The sequence below is a fragment of the Streptomyces yangpuensis genome, assembly GCF_001005295.1.
Classification (GTDB): domain Bacteria; phylum Actinomycetota; class Actinomycetes; order Streptomycetales; family Streptomycetaceae; genus Streptomyces; species Streptomyces yangpuensis.
Genome location: NZ_LBMK01000003.1, coordinates 1,239,011 through 1,256,537, shown reverse-complemented (window position 1 = coordinate 1,256,537; position 17,527 = coordinate 1,239,011). Strand labels below are relative to the sequence as shown.

Sequence of the window (17,527 nt, the reverse complement as noted above, 5' to 3'; positions counted from 1 at the left end):
CCGCCCGTCCACTGTGTTCCGCGGATCCCCCCGATACGGATGCGACACCACCTCGACGGCCCGACCGCCGCCCGTCCGGACCCGCGCCGAAGCGCCGGCCGGCACCCGCAGAACCCCCTGGTCCACGGCCCGGCCGGGTGCGATCCTTACCACCATGACGACAACACGACAGAGCCGGGCCGAACGGGACGCGATCACGGTCGAGATCGGCTATGCGCTGGTCAGCGCATGTTTCCTCGGCGCCGTCATGTTCGGTGCGATCGCCGGGCCGACTCTGGTCTGGTCCCTCCCCGCCGTGGTCGAGGAGGTCCTGCGGACGGCGGGGGCCGCGGTCGCCGGTCTCCTCGCGGTGCTGCGTGTGATCCACGTCCTGTGGCGGTTCGGGCACCCCCGCTAGGGGGTGCCCGAACCTTTCCCATGTCGTACGGTGGGCGGCCCGTCGGCGGGCAGCAGGTCAGCTCGTGGCGGCCATGGCGGCGATCATCTCCGCCAGTACGGTCCGCCGGTCCTCGCCGGGGCGGGGCCGCAGGGGGCGGGCCAGCCGACTGCTGTCGTAGTGCCAGCGGTGGTCCAGGTCCCGGGGAACCGTTCCCGTCTCGCGGAACTCCGCTTCGGTGCCCAGGAGTTCCGTGAGGTCCTGGGCGAGGTCGCGCCAGGACACGTGACCGCTGCACGCGTTGGCGACTCCGTGAACGGGCCGGTCCAGGCACTCGGCCACCGCGCGGGCCAGGGCGGCCGCGTGCACCCAGGCGGCTCCGTACCAGGCGTGTCCGCCGGTTCCGGGACGCGGCAGTTCGATCGGCCGGCCCTCGCGGGCGGCCTGGTAGAGCGTGCCGATGGCGCCCCAGCGCAGCTGCTCGCGCAGCCGGTCGTGCGCACCCCAGACGATCGGTGACCGCACGGCGCTCGCGCCGCCGCGTCCCCCGGTGCCCGCAGCGCCCAGCACCATGGCCTCGCAGTCGAGCTTGGCCTTCCCGTAGGGGCTGACCGGCTCGTGGGGCGCCGACTCCTCGGCGACCCGCTCCGTACCGGGGTGGCCGTAGGCGTCGACGCTGCTGACGAAGACGAACGGTCCGCGCCGCCAAGCGTCGACCATGGCCCGCGTCGCCGCCAGGTCCACGTCGTGCCGGGTGAAGGTGCAGGCGGCGTGGACGACCGCGTCCGCCTGCGCGACGGCGTCCCGGAGCCCGTCCGGGTCGCCGAGGTCGCCCTCGATGACGTCGACGCCCTCGACGGCGATCAGATGCGCGGACTCGGGCCGGGCCAGTGCCAGTACGGGACGCCCCTGTGCGGCGAGTTCACGTACGACGAAGGCGCCGACGCCGCCCGTCGCCCCGGTGACCAGTACCGTGCCCGGGCGGACGTCCCGGGAGCGGGGGGCCGGCCTGCTCGCGGCCTTCGCGGCACTCTGCCGTACCGCCCGTTCGCCGAGGAGGGCGGTCAGTGCCCGCGGTGTGCGGGCCTGGAGCACGTCGAGTCCGGTGAGCGGCAGTCCGAGGTCCGTACGCAGCCGTTCGGCGAGCTGGACGGCTTTGAGGGAGTGGCCGCCGAGGGCGAAGAAGTCGTCGTCCGGCGTCGGGGCGAGACCGAGCACGGCGGTGAAAGCCTCCGTGACCGCTGTGGCCCGGGGATCGGCGGGAGCGCTCGGGCCGGACGGCGCGGAGGGCCCGCACGACCCGGGCAGCCGTGCGGGATCGAGCGGCCCGGCGGCCGTACGCGGCAGTGCGTCGAGCAGCGTGACGGCGGCGGGTACGTGCTCGGGCGGGAGTGACCGGCGCAGCAGGCCCAGCAGTTCGTGGCCGGACGGGCCGACGCTGTCGCGCAGGACGGCGTAGGCGACGGCCGGCCCCTGCCCGGGCCGGACCACCTCGGCGTCGGCGACGTCCGGATGGGCGCGCAGGGCCTGCGCGGCTGGGTGGCCACCGTCGTCCGGAGCGGAGCCGTCCCGGGTGGCGGCGGCGTGCTCCGGGCCGGGGACAGGCAGCTCGTTCAGGGCCAGTTCGGGGTCGGCCGCCACCGCGTGGAGCAGCGCCGCGTAGTCCCGTACGGCCGCCTCGGCGACGGTGCCGTCCAGGGTGTTCGCGTCGTACTGGACGAGTGCCCGGGGCTGCTCGGCGTCGCCGAGTGCCAGGCCGTACGACAGGGTGAACTTCGCGCCGTCGGAGGGGACGTCGACGTACTCGGCCGACGTGCCGGGGAGCCGGAGCACGGTCGGCTCGCCGAGGACGTCGGAGGTGACGCGGACCAGCGCGGTGCCGTCGGCTCCGCGCGCCCCGGCGCCGAGGCGTTCGAGGACCAGGTCGAAGGGGACGTGCCGGTGGCGCTGGGCCTCCAGGAGTGCCTCGTTCACGCGTCGCAGCAGCTCCGCGAAGGTCGGGGCGCCGCAGACGTCCACGCGTACCGGCAGGGTGTTGACGCACAGGCCGACCAGACCGCGCATGGCGGTTCCGCTGCGGTGGGTGCCGGCCACGCCGATGACGAGGTCCTCGTCGCCGGTGAGACGGTGCAGTGCGGCGAAGGCCGCGGTGAGGGTCACGGCGAAGAGCGTGGCGTGCCGCTGCGCGCCGAGCGCCCGCAGGGCGTCGGGGACGGCCGGCGCCAGCGGCACGGTGTGCACGCCCGCGGGACGCACGGCTGTCTGCGGCGCGTCCCCCGCCCGCCGGGGCAGGCGCGGCGGGGCGGCGTCGGCCAGCAGGTCGCTCCAGTGCTTCAGTTCCGTCCCGAAGCCCGGCAGGCCGTCGTGCTCGCGGCGCGCGTGGTCGGCGTACTGCGGGGCCTCGGCGAGGGCCGACGGGGTCGCCGCGCCGGTGGCGGACGCGTAGAGCACGGCCAGTTCGGCTGCCACGGTCTCCAGCGACGCGCCGTCCATGGCGATGTGATGGAACGTCAGCAGCAGGGTGTGGTCCTGCGGTCCGTGCCGCAGGACGAGGGCACGTACGGCGTCCGCGGCCGCGAGGTCGAACGGCCGGGCGCTCTCGCGCCGCAGCAGTGCGGGCGCCTGCGCCGGGTCGGTGTCGACGACGTGCACGGGGACCGTCCGCGGTGTGGGGAGCACCTCCTGGTAGGGTTCGCCCTCGTGCTCCGCGTAGCGGGTGCGGAGAATGGAGTGCCGGGCCACCAGGGACGTGAGGGCGGTGGCGAGAGCGGCCACGTCGAACGGGCCGCGCAGCCGGGTGGCGAACGGTACGTGGTAGGAGTCGCCCGCGCCGCCGAGCCGTTCCATCAGCCACATGCGGCGCTGGGCGCGGGACAGCGGGACCCTTCCGGCCTCCGGCCCGCTTCTTGCCTCGGGGACGCCGCCGGCCTCACCGGCGGTGGCGGCCTCCGGGGCGGTGGCGGGCGCCGGGGTGGTGGCGGGTCCGGCCGTCGGGCGCCGGGCCGTTCCGGCGCGGGCCCGGCGCAGCAGTTCCCGCTGGAGTTGCCGGCGGTCGTCGTGGGCCGCGGAGTCGGCGTCAGTGGGCATCGCTGTGCTCCGGTGTCTCGGGGTGGAGGTCTCGGTGTGCGTCCAGGAGGGCGCGTTCGACCAGCGCGGCCTGGGCGGCGACGGTCGGGGCGGCGAAGAAGTCGGCGAGGGCGATCTCCACGCCGAGTTCCTCGCGCAGGTCCTCGGTGACGACGAGGGCGAGCAGCGAATGGCCGCCGAGGAGGAGGAACTCGGAGTCGGCGCGGGTCACCTCGGTGCCCAGTGCCTGGCTCCACACGTCGGCCACGGCCTGTTCCAGCGGGGTCATCGCGGCCGGCTCGCCGGAGGGGCCGCTCTCGGCGGTGCGTACCTGTCCGGTGAGGGCACGCCGGTCGACCTTGCCGGCCGGGGTGAGGGGCAGCCGTTCCAGCACGGTGACCGTGTCGGGCACCAGGTGGGCGGGCAGGGCTGCGGTCAGCCGCTCGCGCAGCGCCGCTCCGGTGGGCACCGGGCCGGGCGCGGCCACGACGAACGCGACGAGGCGTGCCTCGGGGGTGCCCGCGCCGTCGACGGTCACGGCGGCGTCGTCCACGTCCGGCTGCTCCCGGAGAGCGTGTTCGACCTCGGCGGGTTCGATGCGGAAGCCCCGCACCTTCACCTGGTCGTCGTTGCGTCCGTGGAACTGCAGGATGCCGTCGGGGCGGAGGGAGACGATGTCACCCGTGCGGTAGAGCCGCCCGCCGTCGGCTGCGGGATGCTCGACGAACCGTTCGGCGGTGAGTCCGGGCAGGCCCGTGTACCCGTGGGCGAGCCTGCTGCCGCCGATCCACAGCTCGCCGCGCTCGCCCTCGGCGACCGGGCGCCCGGCGGCGTCGAGAACGTACGCCGTGGCCCCGGCGATGGGCCTGCCGATCGGTACCGGCCCTTCGCAGTCCCGCACCGTGACCCGGTGGGCGGTCGCGAAGGTGGTCGTCTCGGTCGGTCCGTAGCCGTTGACGAGCTCCAGCCAGGGGAAGGCGGTGAGCACCTCGCGGGCCTGGGCGGCGGCCATCGCCTCGCCGCCCACGACGACCGAGCGGAGCTGGGCGAAGACCCGGGAGCGGCGCGCGGCGAGCTGGTGGAAGAGGGCGGTGGTGAAGAACGCCACCGTCACGCCGTGCCGTTCGACGTGCCGGGCGAGGTCCTCCAGGGAAGGCCGCTGTTCGGTGCAGACGACGACCGCGGCACCGCCCGCGAGTGCGACCCAGACCTCGAACGTCGAGGCGTCGAAGGTCATGGGCGAGTGGAACAGGACCCGGTCGCGGCCGTTGAGGGTGACGTAGTCGGGCGCGGTGACCAGCTCGGCGATGGCGCCGTGCGGCACGAGGACGCCCTTGGGGCGGCCCGTCGAGCCGGAGGTGAACATGATGAACGCCGGGCTGTCCGGGTCGGACTCGTCGACCGGACGGCCGCTCGTGAGCGGCTCCTCGGGCAGGGTGAGTACGGGGCCGGGGAGGGTGGCGGCGTCCAGCAGCTTCGCATCGCCGAGGGTGAGCGTCACCTCCGCATCGGCAATCATCGCCTCGGTGCGCGGCCTGGGCTGGGCCGGATCGAGGGGCACGCACACGGCTCCGGCCAGCCACAGCCCGAGCTGAGCCACGACGGTCCGGTACGAGCGTGCCGTCAGCAGTGCCACCCGGTCTCCGCGGACCACCTCGTGTTCGCGCAGGCGGGCGGCGAGGGCGTGGCCGGCCTGGATGAGCCGGCCGTAGGTGAGGGTCGTGTCGCCGTCGACGACGGCGAGGGCGTCGGGGGTGAGCTCGGCCTGCCGGGCGACGAGGGCGGGCAGGGTGGTCGCCCTGCCGGGGGCCGGGGCGGCGGGCAGCGGGCTGCCGGGGGTCGTGCCGGTCGCGGTCGTCATCGCGTCGGGCACGGCCAGGTCCGGCGCGGTCGTGGCGGGTGCGGTCGTGGCGGGCACGGTCAGGTGGGGCGCGGTCATGTCAGGCTCCTTCCGGGCGCGGGGTCCGGCGTTGTTCGACGAGGGCGGCGAAGGTGCGCAGGTCGGGGCTGCGCAGCAGCTCGGGGGCGCGCAGGCGTACGCCGGTCTCCGCTTCGACGGCGGCCAGCAGGCGTGCGGCGATGATGGAAGTGCCGCCGGCGTCGGTGAAGTTGTCGGCCAGTGCGGTGGCGGGCCGGCCGAGGAGGTCGCGCACGGTCGTCAGCACGAGCCGCTCGGTGGGCGTGGCGCGGGCATCGGTGTCGGCGTCGGCCGGGGCGCCCGCGGCGGCGGTCCGGTGCGTCTCCGGGGCCTCGGACCGGGCCAGGGCCGCCAGGGCCGGCCGGTCCACCTTGCCGTTGGCGTCGAGCGGGAAGCCGTCGACGATCCGTACTGCGGTGGGGACGGCCTGCTCGGGGAGCCAGGCGCGGACCGCGTCGAGGAGTTCCCCGGGCGCCGGGTCGGCGCCGTCGGCGGCCCGTACGTGGGCGACCAGGCGGCCGTGGCCGGAGCTGTCGCGCAGCACGGTGACCACGGCGGTGCGCACGCGGGGGTCCTGCTCGAAGGCGGCTTCCACCTCGACCGGTTCGATCCGTACTCCGCTGATCTTCACCTGGTCGTCGAGGCGGCCGAGGAAGTCGAGGCTGTCGTCGGCGTTCATCCGTACCCGGTCACCGGTGCGGTACAGGCGGTCGACCGCGGGCAGCTCCGCTTCCCGCGGGGGCGCGGTGAAGCGGCGGGCGGTGAGTTCCGGGTCGAGGTAGCCGAGGGCCAGGCAGTGACCGCCGACGCGCAGTTCGCCTTCCTGGCCGCGGGCGACGGGGCGGCCCTCCTCGTCCGTGACGACGAGGGTGACGCCCGGCAGCGCGGTGCCTATGGGGGGCGGGGCCTGGTCGCCGGCCTCCGGGTCGGTGCCGCGCATGGTGTGTGCGGTGGTGAGGACGGTGGCTTCGGCGGGGCCGTAGGCGTTGTGGACGGTGGCGGTGACGTCGGCGCCGGGCCGGCGGCGCATGCGGTCGCCGCCGACGACGAGGTGACGCAGCTTCAGGCCCTGCGGCCACGGCCGGTCCAGGAGCGGCTCGACGGTGGGGGTGGCCGCCACGGCGTGCGTGAGGGCGGTGTCACGCCACCAGTCGGTGAGGACGCGGCTGTCCCAGCGGGTGTCGTCCGGCGCGGGGACGAGGGCGGCTCCCGAGGTCAGGGCGGCCCACAGTTCCAGCAGGTGCGGGTCGAACGCGACGCCGATGAGCAGCGACTGGCGGTCGCCGGGGGCGAGGCCGGTCTCGGCCCGGTACCAGTCCAGGGCGACGGACAGCGAGGGCTCGGCCACGGCCACCGCCTTGGGGCGGCCGGTGGAGCCGGAGGTGAGGACGGCGTACAGGGAGCCCTCGGGCGCGCGCCGCGCGCCGCGGACGGCGTCGCTGAAGGCCGCGACCGCGGTGGCGGGGGCGTTGACGCCGTCGGTGGGCAGCGGCAGCGGGGTGTGCTCCCCGCCGCGGTGTGCCTCGGGCAGGACGCCGGGGTCGCCGATGAGGCAGGCCACGTCGAGGTCCTCGGTGACGGCCTGGGTACGGCGTTCGCCGGGGCGGGGGCCGAGCGGCAGGTAGACGGCGCCGATCCGGGCGAGGGCGACGGCGGTCACCACCAGGGCGGCGGAACGGTCGAGACAGACGCCGACGAGGTCGCCGGGCCGGACGCGGTCGCCGAGGGCGGCCGCGACGCGCGCGGCCGCCGCGTCGAGGTCCTGGTACGTCCAGGTCCGGGTGGCGTCGATCACCGCCGGGGCCTGCGGGGCGCGCCGGGCCCAGTCCTCGAAGCGGGCGAGCACACGGGTCGGTTCGGCGGAGGGGCCGTACGCGATGCTCGGCGCGGCGGCGCTGTCGAGGGACACGGCGGGAAGGACCACTGCGGTCGGGGACTGGATCATCACGACTCCGTTGAGGACGAGGCGGCGGCGAGAGCGGGGGCGGTGGCGGCGAGGGCGGTGGCCTGGTCGGCGAGCACCGGGTTGCGGAAGAGCACCTTCAGCGGCGGGCGCGTGCCCAGCCGGGGCTCCAGCCAGGCGGCCAGCTCGGCGGCCAGCAGGGAGTGGCCCCCGCTGTGGAAGAAGTGGGAACGGGCGTCGAACCGGCTGTGGCCGAGGACCTTGCGCCAGCCTTCGGTGAGCAAGGCCGTCATCGGATCGACGGGCGCGGCGGCGGTGGTCGGCTCGTGCTCGGTGCCGGTGCCTGCGGCTGCGGCTGCGGCTGTGCGGGGCACGGCCTCGGATTCGTGCCCGGCCTCGTGCCCGGGCGTGGCGGTGTCCTCGGGGTCCAGCTCCGCCGCCCGGCGGGACAGCGCCACACGGTCGGGCTTGCCGCCTGCGAGGGTCGGCATGCTGTCCAGGGGTGCCCACCGGGCGGGCACGAGGGGGCCGGGCAGACGGCGGCTCAGCTCGGCGTGGAGAGCCTTCTCGTCGAAGGCCGGGCCGTCGGCTCCGTTCTCGGCGCCTTCGAGGAAGCCGACGAGCCGGGGCCCGCCCGCGCTCTCCCGGTCCAGGACGACCGCGCAGGAGCGGCCGCCCAGCGCCGCGGACGCCGCCGCCTCGATCTCCTCCAGCTCGATGCGGTGACCGCGCAGCTTGATCTGGTTGTCGCGCCGCCCGAGGAAGTACAGCAGCCCGTCGAGGCCGCGGTAGCCGAGGTCGCCGGTGAGGTAGACGCGCTCTCCGTCGAGCGCGTCGACGGTGACGAACCGGGCGGCGGTCGCGTCCGCGTTGCCGGGGTAGCCCTCGGCGAGGCCGGGCCCGGCGACGGCGAGTTCACCGACCGCCCCGGTCGGCAGCGGGCGGTGGTGTGCGTCCAGTACGTGGACCCGCTCGCCCGGGAGCTCGGTGCCCAGGGGGATCTCGGTGCCTGCGACGAGGGCGTCGCGGGAGATCTCGTGGACGGTCGAGCTGATGGCCGCCTCCGTGACCCCGTACACGTTGAGCACGGTGGCGTCGGTGTCGGCGAGGACGCCGCTCAGCGCCTCCGCGGGAAGGCGTTCGCCGCCGAGGACCAGCAGCCTGGGCGCCCAGCTCTCGTCGCGCAGTGCGGCGCGCAGGTCCTCGCGGGTGGCGAGGAAGTAGCTGGTGGGCAGGTTGGCGACGGTCACCCGGGCCGCTGCGAGCAGTTCGGCGAGTTCCGCGCCCGTGGGCACCTCGTACTCGGGCAGGACCAGGCACGCACCGGCGTGCAGGGTCGGCAGTACCTCCTCCAGCGCCACGTCGAAGGACGGCTGCGCGAACATCAGCACCCGGTCGGAGGTGGTGAGGCCGAACCGGTCGGCGGTCGCCGTCATGTGGTGCACCAGGGCGGCGGGGCCGACGGCGACCGGCTTGGGCGTCCCGGTGGAGCCGGAGGTGTGGATGACGTACGCGGCGGCGGGCAGTACGGCGCCGTCGCGCGCGGGCGGCAGCACCGGGGCGTCGATCCGGGCGGTCGGCAGTCCTTCCGGCAGGTCCGGGGTGCTGTCACCGGTCAGGACCAGCGCGGGGGCGAGCCGCTCCAGGAGCAGGCCGAGCCGGGCCGGCGGGTCGGACGGGGACAGCGGGCAGTGGACGGCGCCGGTCCGCAGGCACGCGAGCAGGGCGACGACCGAGTCGGTCCCCCGGGGCAGCACCGTGGCCACCGGCCGGCCGGCGGTCACGCCCGCGGCCTTCAACCGCTCCGCGAGCGCGCCGACGCGCTCGTCGAGTTCGCCGTAGGTGAGGCGGCGGGCGCCGCACAGCAGGGCGGGCAGCGACGGGTGGTGCGCGGCCACCGGATCCAGCGGATCGCGGTCGGCCGGGACGGGCGGGGCCTCGGCGGGCGGTTCGACGGCGGTCGGGGCGAGGTCGGCCAGCGGCGTGACGGGGCTGTCGAGATAGGCGCGCAGCAGGTCGAGGAAGCGGCCGGAGACGAGGCGGGCCACGTCCTCGCCGAAGAGGTCCATGTCGTAGTCCCAGACCAGCGTCATGCCGGGCGCGCCGTGACGCGTGGTGACGCCGCGCCGGTCGTCCGGGAGCAGGACCACATCGAGGTCGAAACGGGTGGTGCCGGTGTTGAAGCCTTCGAAGAGGGTGATGTCGAGGCCGGGAACGTCGATCTCGGGCAGCGGTGCGTCGTGGGCGCTGAACATGACCGAGAAGAGCGGGTTGTCGGCGCCGGAGGTGTGCATGCCCAGGGCCCGGGTCAGCTCCTGGACGGGCACGTCCTGGTGCGGCAGGGCCCGGATGAGGGTGTCGGTGACCTCGTCCATGGTGTCCTGGGCGGGGGCAGCGGCGTCCAGTGCGAGCGGCAGCGGGATGGTGTTGACGAACATGCCCACGGCGTCCTCGTAGCCGAGGGGGCGGTTGCCGACGGCGGTGCCGATGACCATGCGGGAGCGGCCGCTGTGCCGGCGCAGGAGCTCGGCGAACAGCCCGAGGAGCGTGGCGAAGGGGGTGAGGCCGCGCGTACGGGCGTGGGCGCGCAGGCGTTGGGCGAGATCGGCACCGATCGTCTGGCGCAGCTGGCCGCCGTGGTGCCGGCGACGGGCACCGGGGCGGGTCAGGCCCGGGAGCGGCAGGTCGTGCTGCTGGTCGCGGAGTTCGGCCCGCCAGAAGTCGAGCGACTCGGGGGCGTACGCGGCTTCGGCCCGCTCCCGGACGTGGTCGGCGTAGGACGAGGCGGGCGGGAGCTCCAGGGTCTCGCCGAGGACGTGGGCGCGGTAGACGCGGAAGACGTCGTCGAGCAGGATCGCGAAGGAGTGTCCGTCGTGGATCAGGTGGTGCTCGACGTGGACGAGCCGGTGGTGGCGCTCGGCCAGTCGTACGAGCGTCCAGCGGATGAGCGGTGCCTCGAAGGTGTCGAGCGGGGTCTCGGCCTCGGTGCGCAGCAGACGCGCGAAGGCGGCCTCCGGGTCCTCCTCCGTGCTGAGGTCGACGGTGTGCAGCCTCGGGGCGCACCGCGGTGCGACCTGCTGCGCCGGTACGGATCGGCTGGAGGCGACGAGTTCGAGGCGCAGGCCGGGGTGGCGTGCCAGGGTGGCGGCGAGCCCCCGGTGCAGTGCCTCGGTGTCGAGCGTGCCCCACAGGTCGAGTGATGCGGTGAAGTTGTAGGCGCGACTGCCGGGCTGCATCTGCTCGTGCAGCCAGACGATCTCCTGCGAGGAGGAGAGGGCGAACATGGGCGATCCCTGAGGTTGTCGGGTCGGTCTCCGGGCCGGTCACGGTCGTGTCCGGCGGAGGTGCGGGCGGCGCCGCGGGTCGCGCGGTGCCGTTTTCTGCGTGGGGGGATTGCCGTGGGGGGAGGCTGGGGGCGCGGCGGCGGGGGATGCGCCGGGCGCCGGGGCGCGTCGGGCCGCGCCGGTGAGTGTCGCGCGGCTGCGCGTGAGTGCCGGGCGCGAGGGCCGCGGGCCGGTACGGGCCCCGGGGCGGCCGGGGCGCCGGCGAGGCGTGGGCCGATCGGGTGACGGGAGCGGCGGCGGGCGGGCGCCGTTCCGGGGCGGGGTGGTGGTGCCGCTGCGTCGCGGGGGCCGTCGGCGGCGACCGGATGTCCGGGCAGCGGGGGTTTCACCGCACGGTGGGGTCCGAGGGGCGCAGCGCGTGGGTGAGCGCGTCGAAGGCCCGGTGTGCGGTCTCGTCGTCGAGGACCGCCCGGTCCCAGACCATCCGCAGACGGGTCTCCGCTCCCTGCGTGACGGACAGGGCGAAGGGAGCGCGGACCGGCCTGCCGTCGACGTGGATCTCGCGTCCCTCGACTCCGGCCAGCTTCAGCGGCGGGCGGCGCGTGTCGTCGTCCACGGTGAGCAGGCCGTCGAGGCCTCCGGTCCAGGGCGAGCCGGCGGAGCGTACGGCGGTGACGACCGCGTCGAACGGTACGTCGGCCCGGTCGAGGTCGTCCCACCAGGCGTCGGCCGTCCCCTCCGAGCCGGTGCCGGGGCCGGGGCCGGGTCGGGGGCCTGAGCCGCGGCCCGTGTCGACCGGGAAGACGAGGGTGTTGAGGAAGCAGCCGATGACCGGTTCCGCTCCTGCGGGGCGGCCGCCCCACGGGTAGCCGAGCGGGACCGTGCGGTCGGTGCCGTACAGCTCGCCGGTCGCGGCGCGGCAGGCGTCGAGCAGTCCGGGGAAGGACACGCCGCCGCCCTCGTGTGCGGGCAGCCGGGCCTGCGCGGCGCCGCTGGGCCGTGCGCCTTCGGGTACGCGGGCCGGGCGGGGTGCCGGGGCGTGGGTGTCGATCGCGCGCAGCCGGTCCGCCCAGTACGCGGCTGCCTCGGGCGTCTCCGCCCTCTCCTCGGCGGCGAGTTGGCCGAGGACGGCGTCCCGGTAGGCGGCGAGTTCGGCGTGCGTCTCCTCCGGTGCGGTCGGGGCTGCGGGGTCGTCCTCGTCGTAGGCGGCGCCGAGTTCGTCGACGATCCGCGCGAGCGAACGGCCGTCGCAGGCGGCGTGGTCGAGGACGACGGCGAGGATGTCCTCCTCGCGTTCCTCGTCGCTCACGAGGAGAAGCCGCATGGCGGGGCCCTGCGCGTCCCAGGAGGCCAGTGCGCGGCGGATCGCGTCGGCGGGTGACTCCCCCGGCAGGAGGTCCGGCCGGGTCACGACGGCGTCCGGGTCGGCGGGGACGCTGAGGACGGGTGTGCCGCGTACCACGCCGACGCGCGAGCGCAGGGCGGTGTGCCGGGCCGCGAGTCCTCGGGCGGCGGCCCGCAGCCTTTCGGGGTCGATGGTTCCGTACGGGAACGCGAAGAACATCGGTACGAGGTCGGGGCGTCCCGACGGGTCGAGGGACCGCACCAGCACGAAGCGGCGCTGTGCTCCCGTGACCGGCAGCAGGGTGTCGGACCGGTCGCCGACGAGGCGTCGGTAGCGGGCCAGGTACTGACTGGTGATGCTGAGCACGTCGTCCTCTTCGTCGTGTCCGCGGTCGGGGGGAATGGTGTGGCGGTGGCTGCCGGCATCAGCCCGTGGGTGCGGGGGCCGGGCGTTCGTCGCCGTCGGTGGCGGCGGCGGTGCCCCGTGGGGTTCCGGGGGCGGCGCCGACGGCGCCGCCTTGGTCGTCGTGGCCGTCGTGGCCGCCTTGGCCGTCGTGGCCGTCGTCCTGCGCGGCGGGCAGGTCCCGCATCCGGCGCAGGGGGGAGAGCAGCAGCGGCAGGGGGACGGCGAGGATGCCGACGGCGCACCAGGCGAGGGCCGTGCGCGACCCGTAGGACTGGGCGAGGGCTCCCCCGAGGAGCGCGCCGAGGGGCAGGGTGCCCCACATGAGGAAGCGCAGGGTGGCGTTCATCCGGCCGAGGAGCCGTGGCGGGCACATCCCCTGGCGGAAACTGACCTGGGCGACGTTGTAGACGACGGCGCCGAAGGAGACGACCGCGGAACCGCCGGCGAACAGGACCGCGCCGGTGACACCGTGACCGGACAGGGGCCACAGCAGCGCGAACGGGCCGGTCACGAGGAGGGACAGGAGGATGACCCGGGCCTGTCCCAGCCGGGCGGCGAGACGTCCGGCGCACAGGGCGCCGAGGAGACCTCCCACGGCGGACGCGGAGAGCACCAGACCGAGGCCGCCGGCCTCCAGGCCGACGACGCGGACGAGGTGCACGGTCTGTGTCGCCATGAGGACGGCCGTGCAGAAGTTGGCGAGGCCGGTGGTGAAGGCGATGACGCGGAGCAGGGGGTGCCCGAAGATGAAGCGGACGCCCTCGCCGATCTCCTTGCGCAGGGACCCACCAGGGGCGCGCTCGGGTGTCTCCTCGGTCTGCTTCACGCGGAGCAGGAACAGGGCGGAGAGCACGTAACCGACGGCGTCGACGAGGACCGCGAACTGCGCTCCGACGAGCTGGACCAGTCCGCCGCCGATGCCGGGGCCGGTGACGTGGGCGGTGGACCGGACCGTCTCCAGCGCGCCGTTCCCGGCCACCAGTTGGTCACGGGGCAGGATCTGCGGCAGGTAGCTCTGATGGGCGACGTCGAAGAACACGGTCGCCACGCCGGTCACGAGCGCGACGGCGTACAGCTGGACCATGGTCAGGACGTCGGCGAGCGCGGCGGCGGGAATACTCAGCATGGCCACGGCGCGCACCAGGTCCGCGCGGATCATCAGGGGCCGTTTGCGCATGCGGTCGGTGAGCGCACCGGCGGGCAGCCCGACGAGCAGGAAGGCGGCGGTTTCGGCGGCCGTCAGGAGGCCCACCTGGAAGGCGGGGGCCTCGAGTTCGAGAACGGCCACGAGGGGCAGCGCCACCAGCGTCACCTGAGCGCCGAACTGTCCCGTGGCGGCTCCGGCGAGCAGGAGTCGGAAGTCGCGCAAGCGCATGGGGCCCCCGGTGGAGGCTCCGGATGTGTCGGACATGTGAACGACATTCACGGATCCATCGATCAGGAGTCAAAATAAACCTGTCACTTTCGGACTCGTTTCGCTGCCCTATGGACGTCGGTCGGGAAATTCTTCGCGATACCCGGGGTAAGGCCGCGTGAATTCCTGTCGGTTGCGTGTGCACCAGGAGGTGGACAGGGCAAGGGGGAACAGGGGACACGCGGGAAGGGCGGACGTTACCCCTTACCCTGAGTAACCAGTTCCACCCTGACCGAAAAGGTTCATCTGTGATCACGCCCCTGCGGAGGCGCTCATTCCGTCGGTTATGAACGCCGCCCGCGGCAGGCGCAGTTGCCGTAGGACGTGGCCTGCGGCGCTCGGTGGGGTTCGGGCGGCGCTCGGCGGCACTCGGCCGGCTCGGCGGCGCTCAGGCCAGGAAGCGTTCCACGGCCGCGCGGGCCCGGGCATTCGAGGCCGCGGCCTTCGCCAGGGACCGGGCCAGGGCATCGATCCACTCGTCCAGCTCCACCTGGCGCCGCGACAGCACGATGCCCCGCACCTCGTGCAGGACCTCCCCGGCCACCCGTCCGCGCTCCATCCGCAGCGCGAGCCTCTGCTCTCCGAGGGCGACGTCCAGTTCCACGACAGCACCCTCGCGCCCGGCCACCCGTTCCGCGAGGGAGCGCCTGCGCCGGACCCGCACGGCGCCGGGCGGCAGCGAATCCGCCAGCTCCGCCGACAGCACCTGTGCGTAGAGGCTCAGGTCGGCGCTGTCCCGGCGCAACGCCGCGGCCAGCAGTTGTACGTCCGTCCCGGGCTCCGTCCCGGGCTCCAGCTCCGGCTCCGACTCCGACTCAGGCATCGAGGCTCACCACCATGGCCGGCCGGTCGATGACGTGGTCGTCGTACAGCGGGCGCACCGCCGTCCCGATGGCGAAGAACTCGGTGGTGTGGCTTCCCCAGGTGTGCGAGTGCTGTTTCAGCTGCACCGCCACGATGCCCTCGGCGTCCAGGACCTCGCCCTCCGCCCGCATCCGGCTCATGGCCAGTTCGCGCGCCTCGTACAGGGCCTGGGTGAACGGCTCGATCTCGACATTGCGGCCGGCGTTGCTGAGCACCTGGGTGAAGCGCTGGTGCGCGACGTGGTAGACGCACGACCCCATGACCAGGTCCAGGGGCGCGTACCCGGCCCGGATCAGCGTCCAGAATTCCTGGCCGGACAGGTCCGACGTGAACGGCTTGCCCTTGTTGTTGAGCCACGTCCCGGCCGGTCCCGGGTCCGCACCGTCCGCCTTCACCGCCGTGCCGACCGCGATGAACTCGGCGATGTCCGACCCGAACTCCTTGAACTCGATGTCCAGCCGCACGCCCACGATCCCGTCCGCCCCCAGAGCGCTCGCCTCGGCCTCCATCCGGCTCATCGCGAACTCGCGCGCCTGGTACATGGCCTGCGACAGCTTGGTCAGCTCCTGGTTCTTCGACCACCGGCCGAGCTGGAGGCCGACATGGTGGACGGAGGAACCGAGGACGAGACCGAGCGGGCGGAAGCCGGCCTCACGCACCAGCAGGAACTCGTTCACCGTCAGGTCCGAGGTGAACATCCCGCGCTTCTCCCCCGGCGAACCCTTCTCCCCCGGCTGGAGCCGTGCGAGCCGGCGCATGGCATCCTCGGCCGCACCCTCGTCCGCCGGCTGCACGGCTTCCCCGCTCATGTCCCGCCCCGTTCGTTCGGTCATCTCAGCGCTCTCGCTCCAGTCTCATGATGGTCAGTGGCGGTCTGGCGCCCGCGGGCCGTCCGGAGCGCCCGAACCGGGCGATCGAGGTGCCGACGAAGACCGCCTCCGCGGTGACGTCGCGCGTCGACCCGTAGGAGGGGCACTCGCTCTCGCCCACACGCAACTCCACGTCGTCCACCACCACCCCGTCAGCGCCGTGTTGCGCCGTGTCGACGGCCAGTTGCCTGCGCGCCTCCCGGCGGACGTGGCCGATCAGCTGGGTGTAGCCGTCGACTTCCTGGTTCCTGGCGCCGGAGGGGATCCGCAGGGAGGTGCGCCAGTCGTCGTGGCGGATCGCGAAGGCGATGCCGAAGGCGAGTCCGACGGGCACCCACTCCGACCCGATGAGCGCGGCGAAGTCCCGGCCGCCCAGGTGGGAGGTGAACGGCGCACGCGGCCGAATCCGCGACCGCGCCCGCACGGCAGTGCCCCGCACGGTGAACTCCATTCCTCCTGCCGGGAATTCACCGACACGCAGCTCCACACCGACGATCCCGTCGCCGCCGAGCGCCCCGCATTCGGCCACCGCGCGCGCCACGGCCAACCTGCGCGCCGCGTACATCGTCCGCACCAGCTGCGACAGGGAGGACGTCCATCTCGACGACGGCACCGCCTTGTTGTCGTCGGTGACCGACCAGTTGCCGGGGCAGCCCCAGACACCCGTGTACCCGATGTTGTAGACAGCTGTGCCGAGCACCTGCCCGACCGGCTCGAACCCGACCCCGCTGATCGCGGCCAACTCCCCGCCCGAAAGCCCCGAGTTCCAGGTGCGGTCCGGCTGCGGCGCTCCGCTGCCTGAGCCGGCGTCACCCGGCACTCCGTCGTTCCCCCGGTATGTCATCCACTCCCGCCATCGATCTGTCTGCTGACCGCGCGGATCGCGCCCCCGTTTCGGCAGATTACGTCATCGGACGGACAGCCGAGGCGGTGTTGTGTGGATCTTCGAATGTCAGGATGAGCCGTATGTCCCGTCCACCCGGGGCGGATCCAGGCCCGACCGCCCGACCGAAGGAACCCGCGAACCGCAGGCTGATACCGGCCGCCGCCTTCGCCACCTGCGCCGCCGCCGTCCTCGCCTTGTGCGCCGGCCCCGTCAACGCCGACGACGCCACCCGGCCCCTACCCCACCGCTTCCCTCGCCATGGACAACCTGGTCACCGGCACCAAACTGGCCCGCCCGTCCTTCTTCGTGAACCTCCTGGAGGACGCGGACGCCCTGCGCGCGACCGGCGTCTTCGCCGACGCCGTCGACGCCGCCCCGAGGCACCCCGCGTCGCGTGCGCGGACCTCGCGGCCGTTGCCGCCGACCTGCTCCTCAACCGCTCGTGGTCCGGCAGCGGCAGCGTCCCCACCCTCGGCCGCGGGGACCTCCCCCGACGACCTGACCCGCCTCGGCGAAGCGTTCCGGGACCCACACCGGAAGGTGCCCGGCACAGCGGCTGAGGGCGCCGCACAGCCGGTCCCGAAGCCGACGGGCGCGCCCCGCGCGCGCGACGCGGCGGCCCACGTCATGATCGGCAGTACATGGACCGCTCCGCGGTCCGGGCACCGGCGACGGCACCACGACGCAGACGGGATCGGGGGCAAGATGAGCGGATTGCCGCAGGGCGGGCTGGTGGGGTTCTGGGAGCTCACCGGTTCGAGCGTGCGCTGGCGCTCCCGGCGTGTTCCCGCCGCCGCCACCGGCACCCTCGTCTACACCGCCGCCGGCACCGTGACGACGGTGATGGAGCTGCACGTGGAACGCCCCCTGCGCCTGGGCAGGACGTTCGCCTACACGGGGCTCTTCCGGACCGAGGGCGACGAGGCCGTGCACCGGGTCGGCATCGGCACCTGGCCGTTCAGGCCGGGCCAGGAACTGCGCCGCCGCGCCACCCTCGTCGACCCGGACCGCCTGGTGCTCGAACCCCTGCACCCGGGCCACGGCCTCGCCCTGTCCCTGACCTGGAGGCGTACGGGCACCGGCTGACCCGGGGCGGCCCAGGCCGCCGGGCCGGGCCGATGCCCGGCGTGCGGACGTTTGCGCGGTGGATTCGAGACAACCGCATGCCTTCCGCTGGACGCTACCGACCGGCCGGTG

11 protein-coding genes are annotated in these 17,527 nt (G+C 74.5%); 2 read left to right on the top strand and 9 right to left on the bottom strand.

The annotated features are described in order from the left end of the window. The first annotated feature begins 154 nt into the window (after positions 1–154). Positions 155–397: a DUF6332 family protein gene (locus AAT21_RS20905; protein ID WP_046778287.1), complete on the top strand. Its 243-nt coding sequence runs from the start codon at positions 155–157 to the stop codon at positions 395–397. A gap of 57 nt (positions 398–454) precedes the next feature. Here AAT21_RS20905 and AAT21_RS20900 read toward each other — a convergent pair whose 3' ends face one another. The 9 genes from AAT21_RS20900 to AAT21_RS20860 all read right to left on the bottom strand — a co-directional run bounded on the left by AAT21_RS20900 (position 455) and on the right by AAT21_RS20860 (position 16,288). Further along, positions 455–3,463, bottom strand: a complete 3,009-nt coding sequence (locus AAT21_RS20900) for a condensation domain-containing protein (protein ID WP_046778286.1) — start codon at positions 3,461–3,463, stop codon at positions 455–457. After that, positions 3,453–5,381 (bottom strand): non-ribosomal peptide synthetase, encoded by a 1,929-nt coding sequence (locus tag AAT21_RS20895; RefSeq protein ID WP_235438977.1) that lies wholly within the window; start codon positions 5,379–5,381, stop codon positions 3,453–3,455. The genes AAT21_RS20900 and AAT21_RS20895 overlap by 11 nt, the downstream gene beginning before the upstream one ends. Position 5,382: 1 nt before the next feature. After that, positions 5,383–7,305, bottom strand: a complete 1,923-nt coding sequence (locus AAT21_RS20890; protein ID WP_046778285.1) for a non-ribosomal peptide synthetase — start codon at positions 7,303–7,305, stop codon at positions 5,383–5,385. Continuing rightward, a complete protein-coding gene (locus AAT21_RS20885) occupies positions 7,305–10,547 on the bottom strand; it encodes a non-ribosomal peptide synthetase (protein ID WP_046778284.1) in 3,243 nt (1,080 codons plus the stop codon). The genes AAT21_RS20890 and AAT21_RS20885 overlap by 1 nt, the downstream gene beginning before the upstream one ends. A 385-nt stretch (positions 10,548–10,932) precedes the next feature. Next, the gene (locus tag AAT21_RS20880; protein ID WP_046778283.1) at positions 10,933–12,258 is read right to left on the bottom strand and encodes a condensation domain-containing protein; all 1,326 of its coding nucleotides are present in this window, start codon (positions 12,256–12,258) and stop codon (positions 10,933–10,935) included. A gap of 58 nt (positions 12,259–12,316) precedes the next feature. Then, entirely contained in the window at positions 12,317–13,708 is a 1,392-nt protein-coding gene (locus AAT21_RS20875; RefSeq protein WP_079025832.1) for an MFS transporter, read from the bottom strand. A 391-nt stretch (positions 13,709–14,099) separates the two neighbouring features. Continuing rightward, positions 14,100–14,534: a hypothetical protein gene (locus tag AAT21_RS20870; protein WP_052757904.1), complete on the bottom strand. Its 435-nt coding sequence runs from the start codon at positions 14,532–14,534 to the stop codon at positions 14,100–14,102. Further along, complete coding sequence (locus tag AAT21_RS20865) at positions 14,527–15,408, bottom strand: heavy metal-binding domain-containing protein (protein WP_235438975.1); 882 nt, start codon at positions 15,406–15,408, stop codon at positions 14,527–14,529. The genes AAT21_RS20870 and AAT21_RS20865 overlap by 8 nt, the downstream gene beginning before the upstream one ends. Position 15,409: 1 nt before the next feature. Further along, complete coding sequence (locus tag AAT21_RS20860; protein ID WP_079025831.1) at positions 15,410–16,288, bottom strand: heavy metal-binding domain-containing protein; 879 nt, start codon at positions 16,286–16,288, stop codon at positions 15,410–15,412. Positions 16,289–16,588: 300 nt separating this feature from the next. Between AAT21_RS20860 and AAT21_RS20855 the strand changes: the two genes are divergently transcribed. Next, positions 16,589–17,416: a hypothetical protein gene (locus tag AAT21_RS20855; protein ID WP_046778281.1), complete on the top strand. Its 828-nt coding sequence runs from the start codon at positions 16,589–16,591 to the stop codon at positions 17,414–17,416. Positions 17,417–17,527 lie beyond the last annotated feature (111 nt).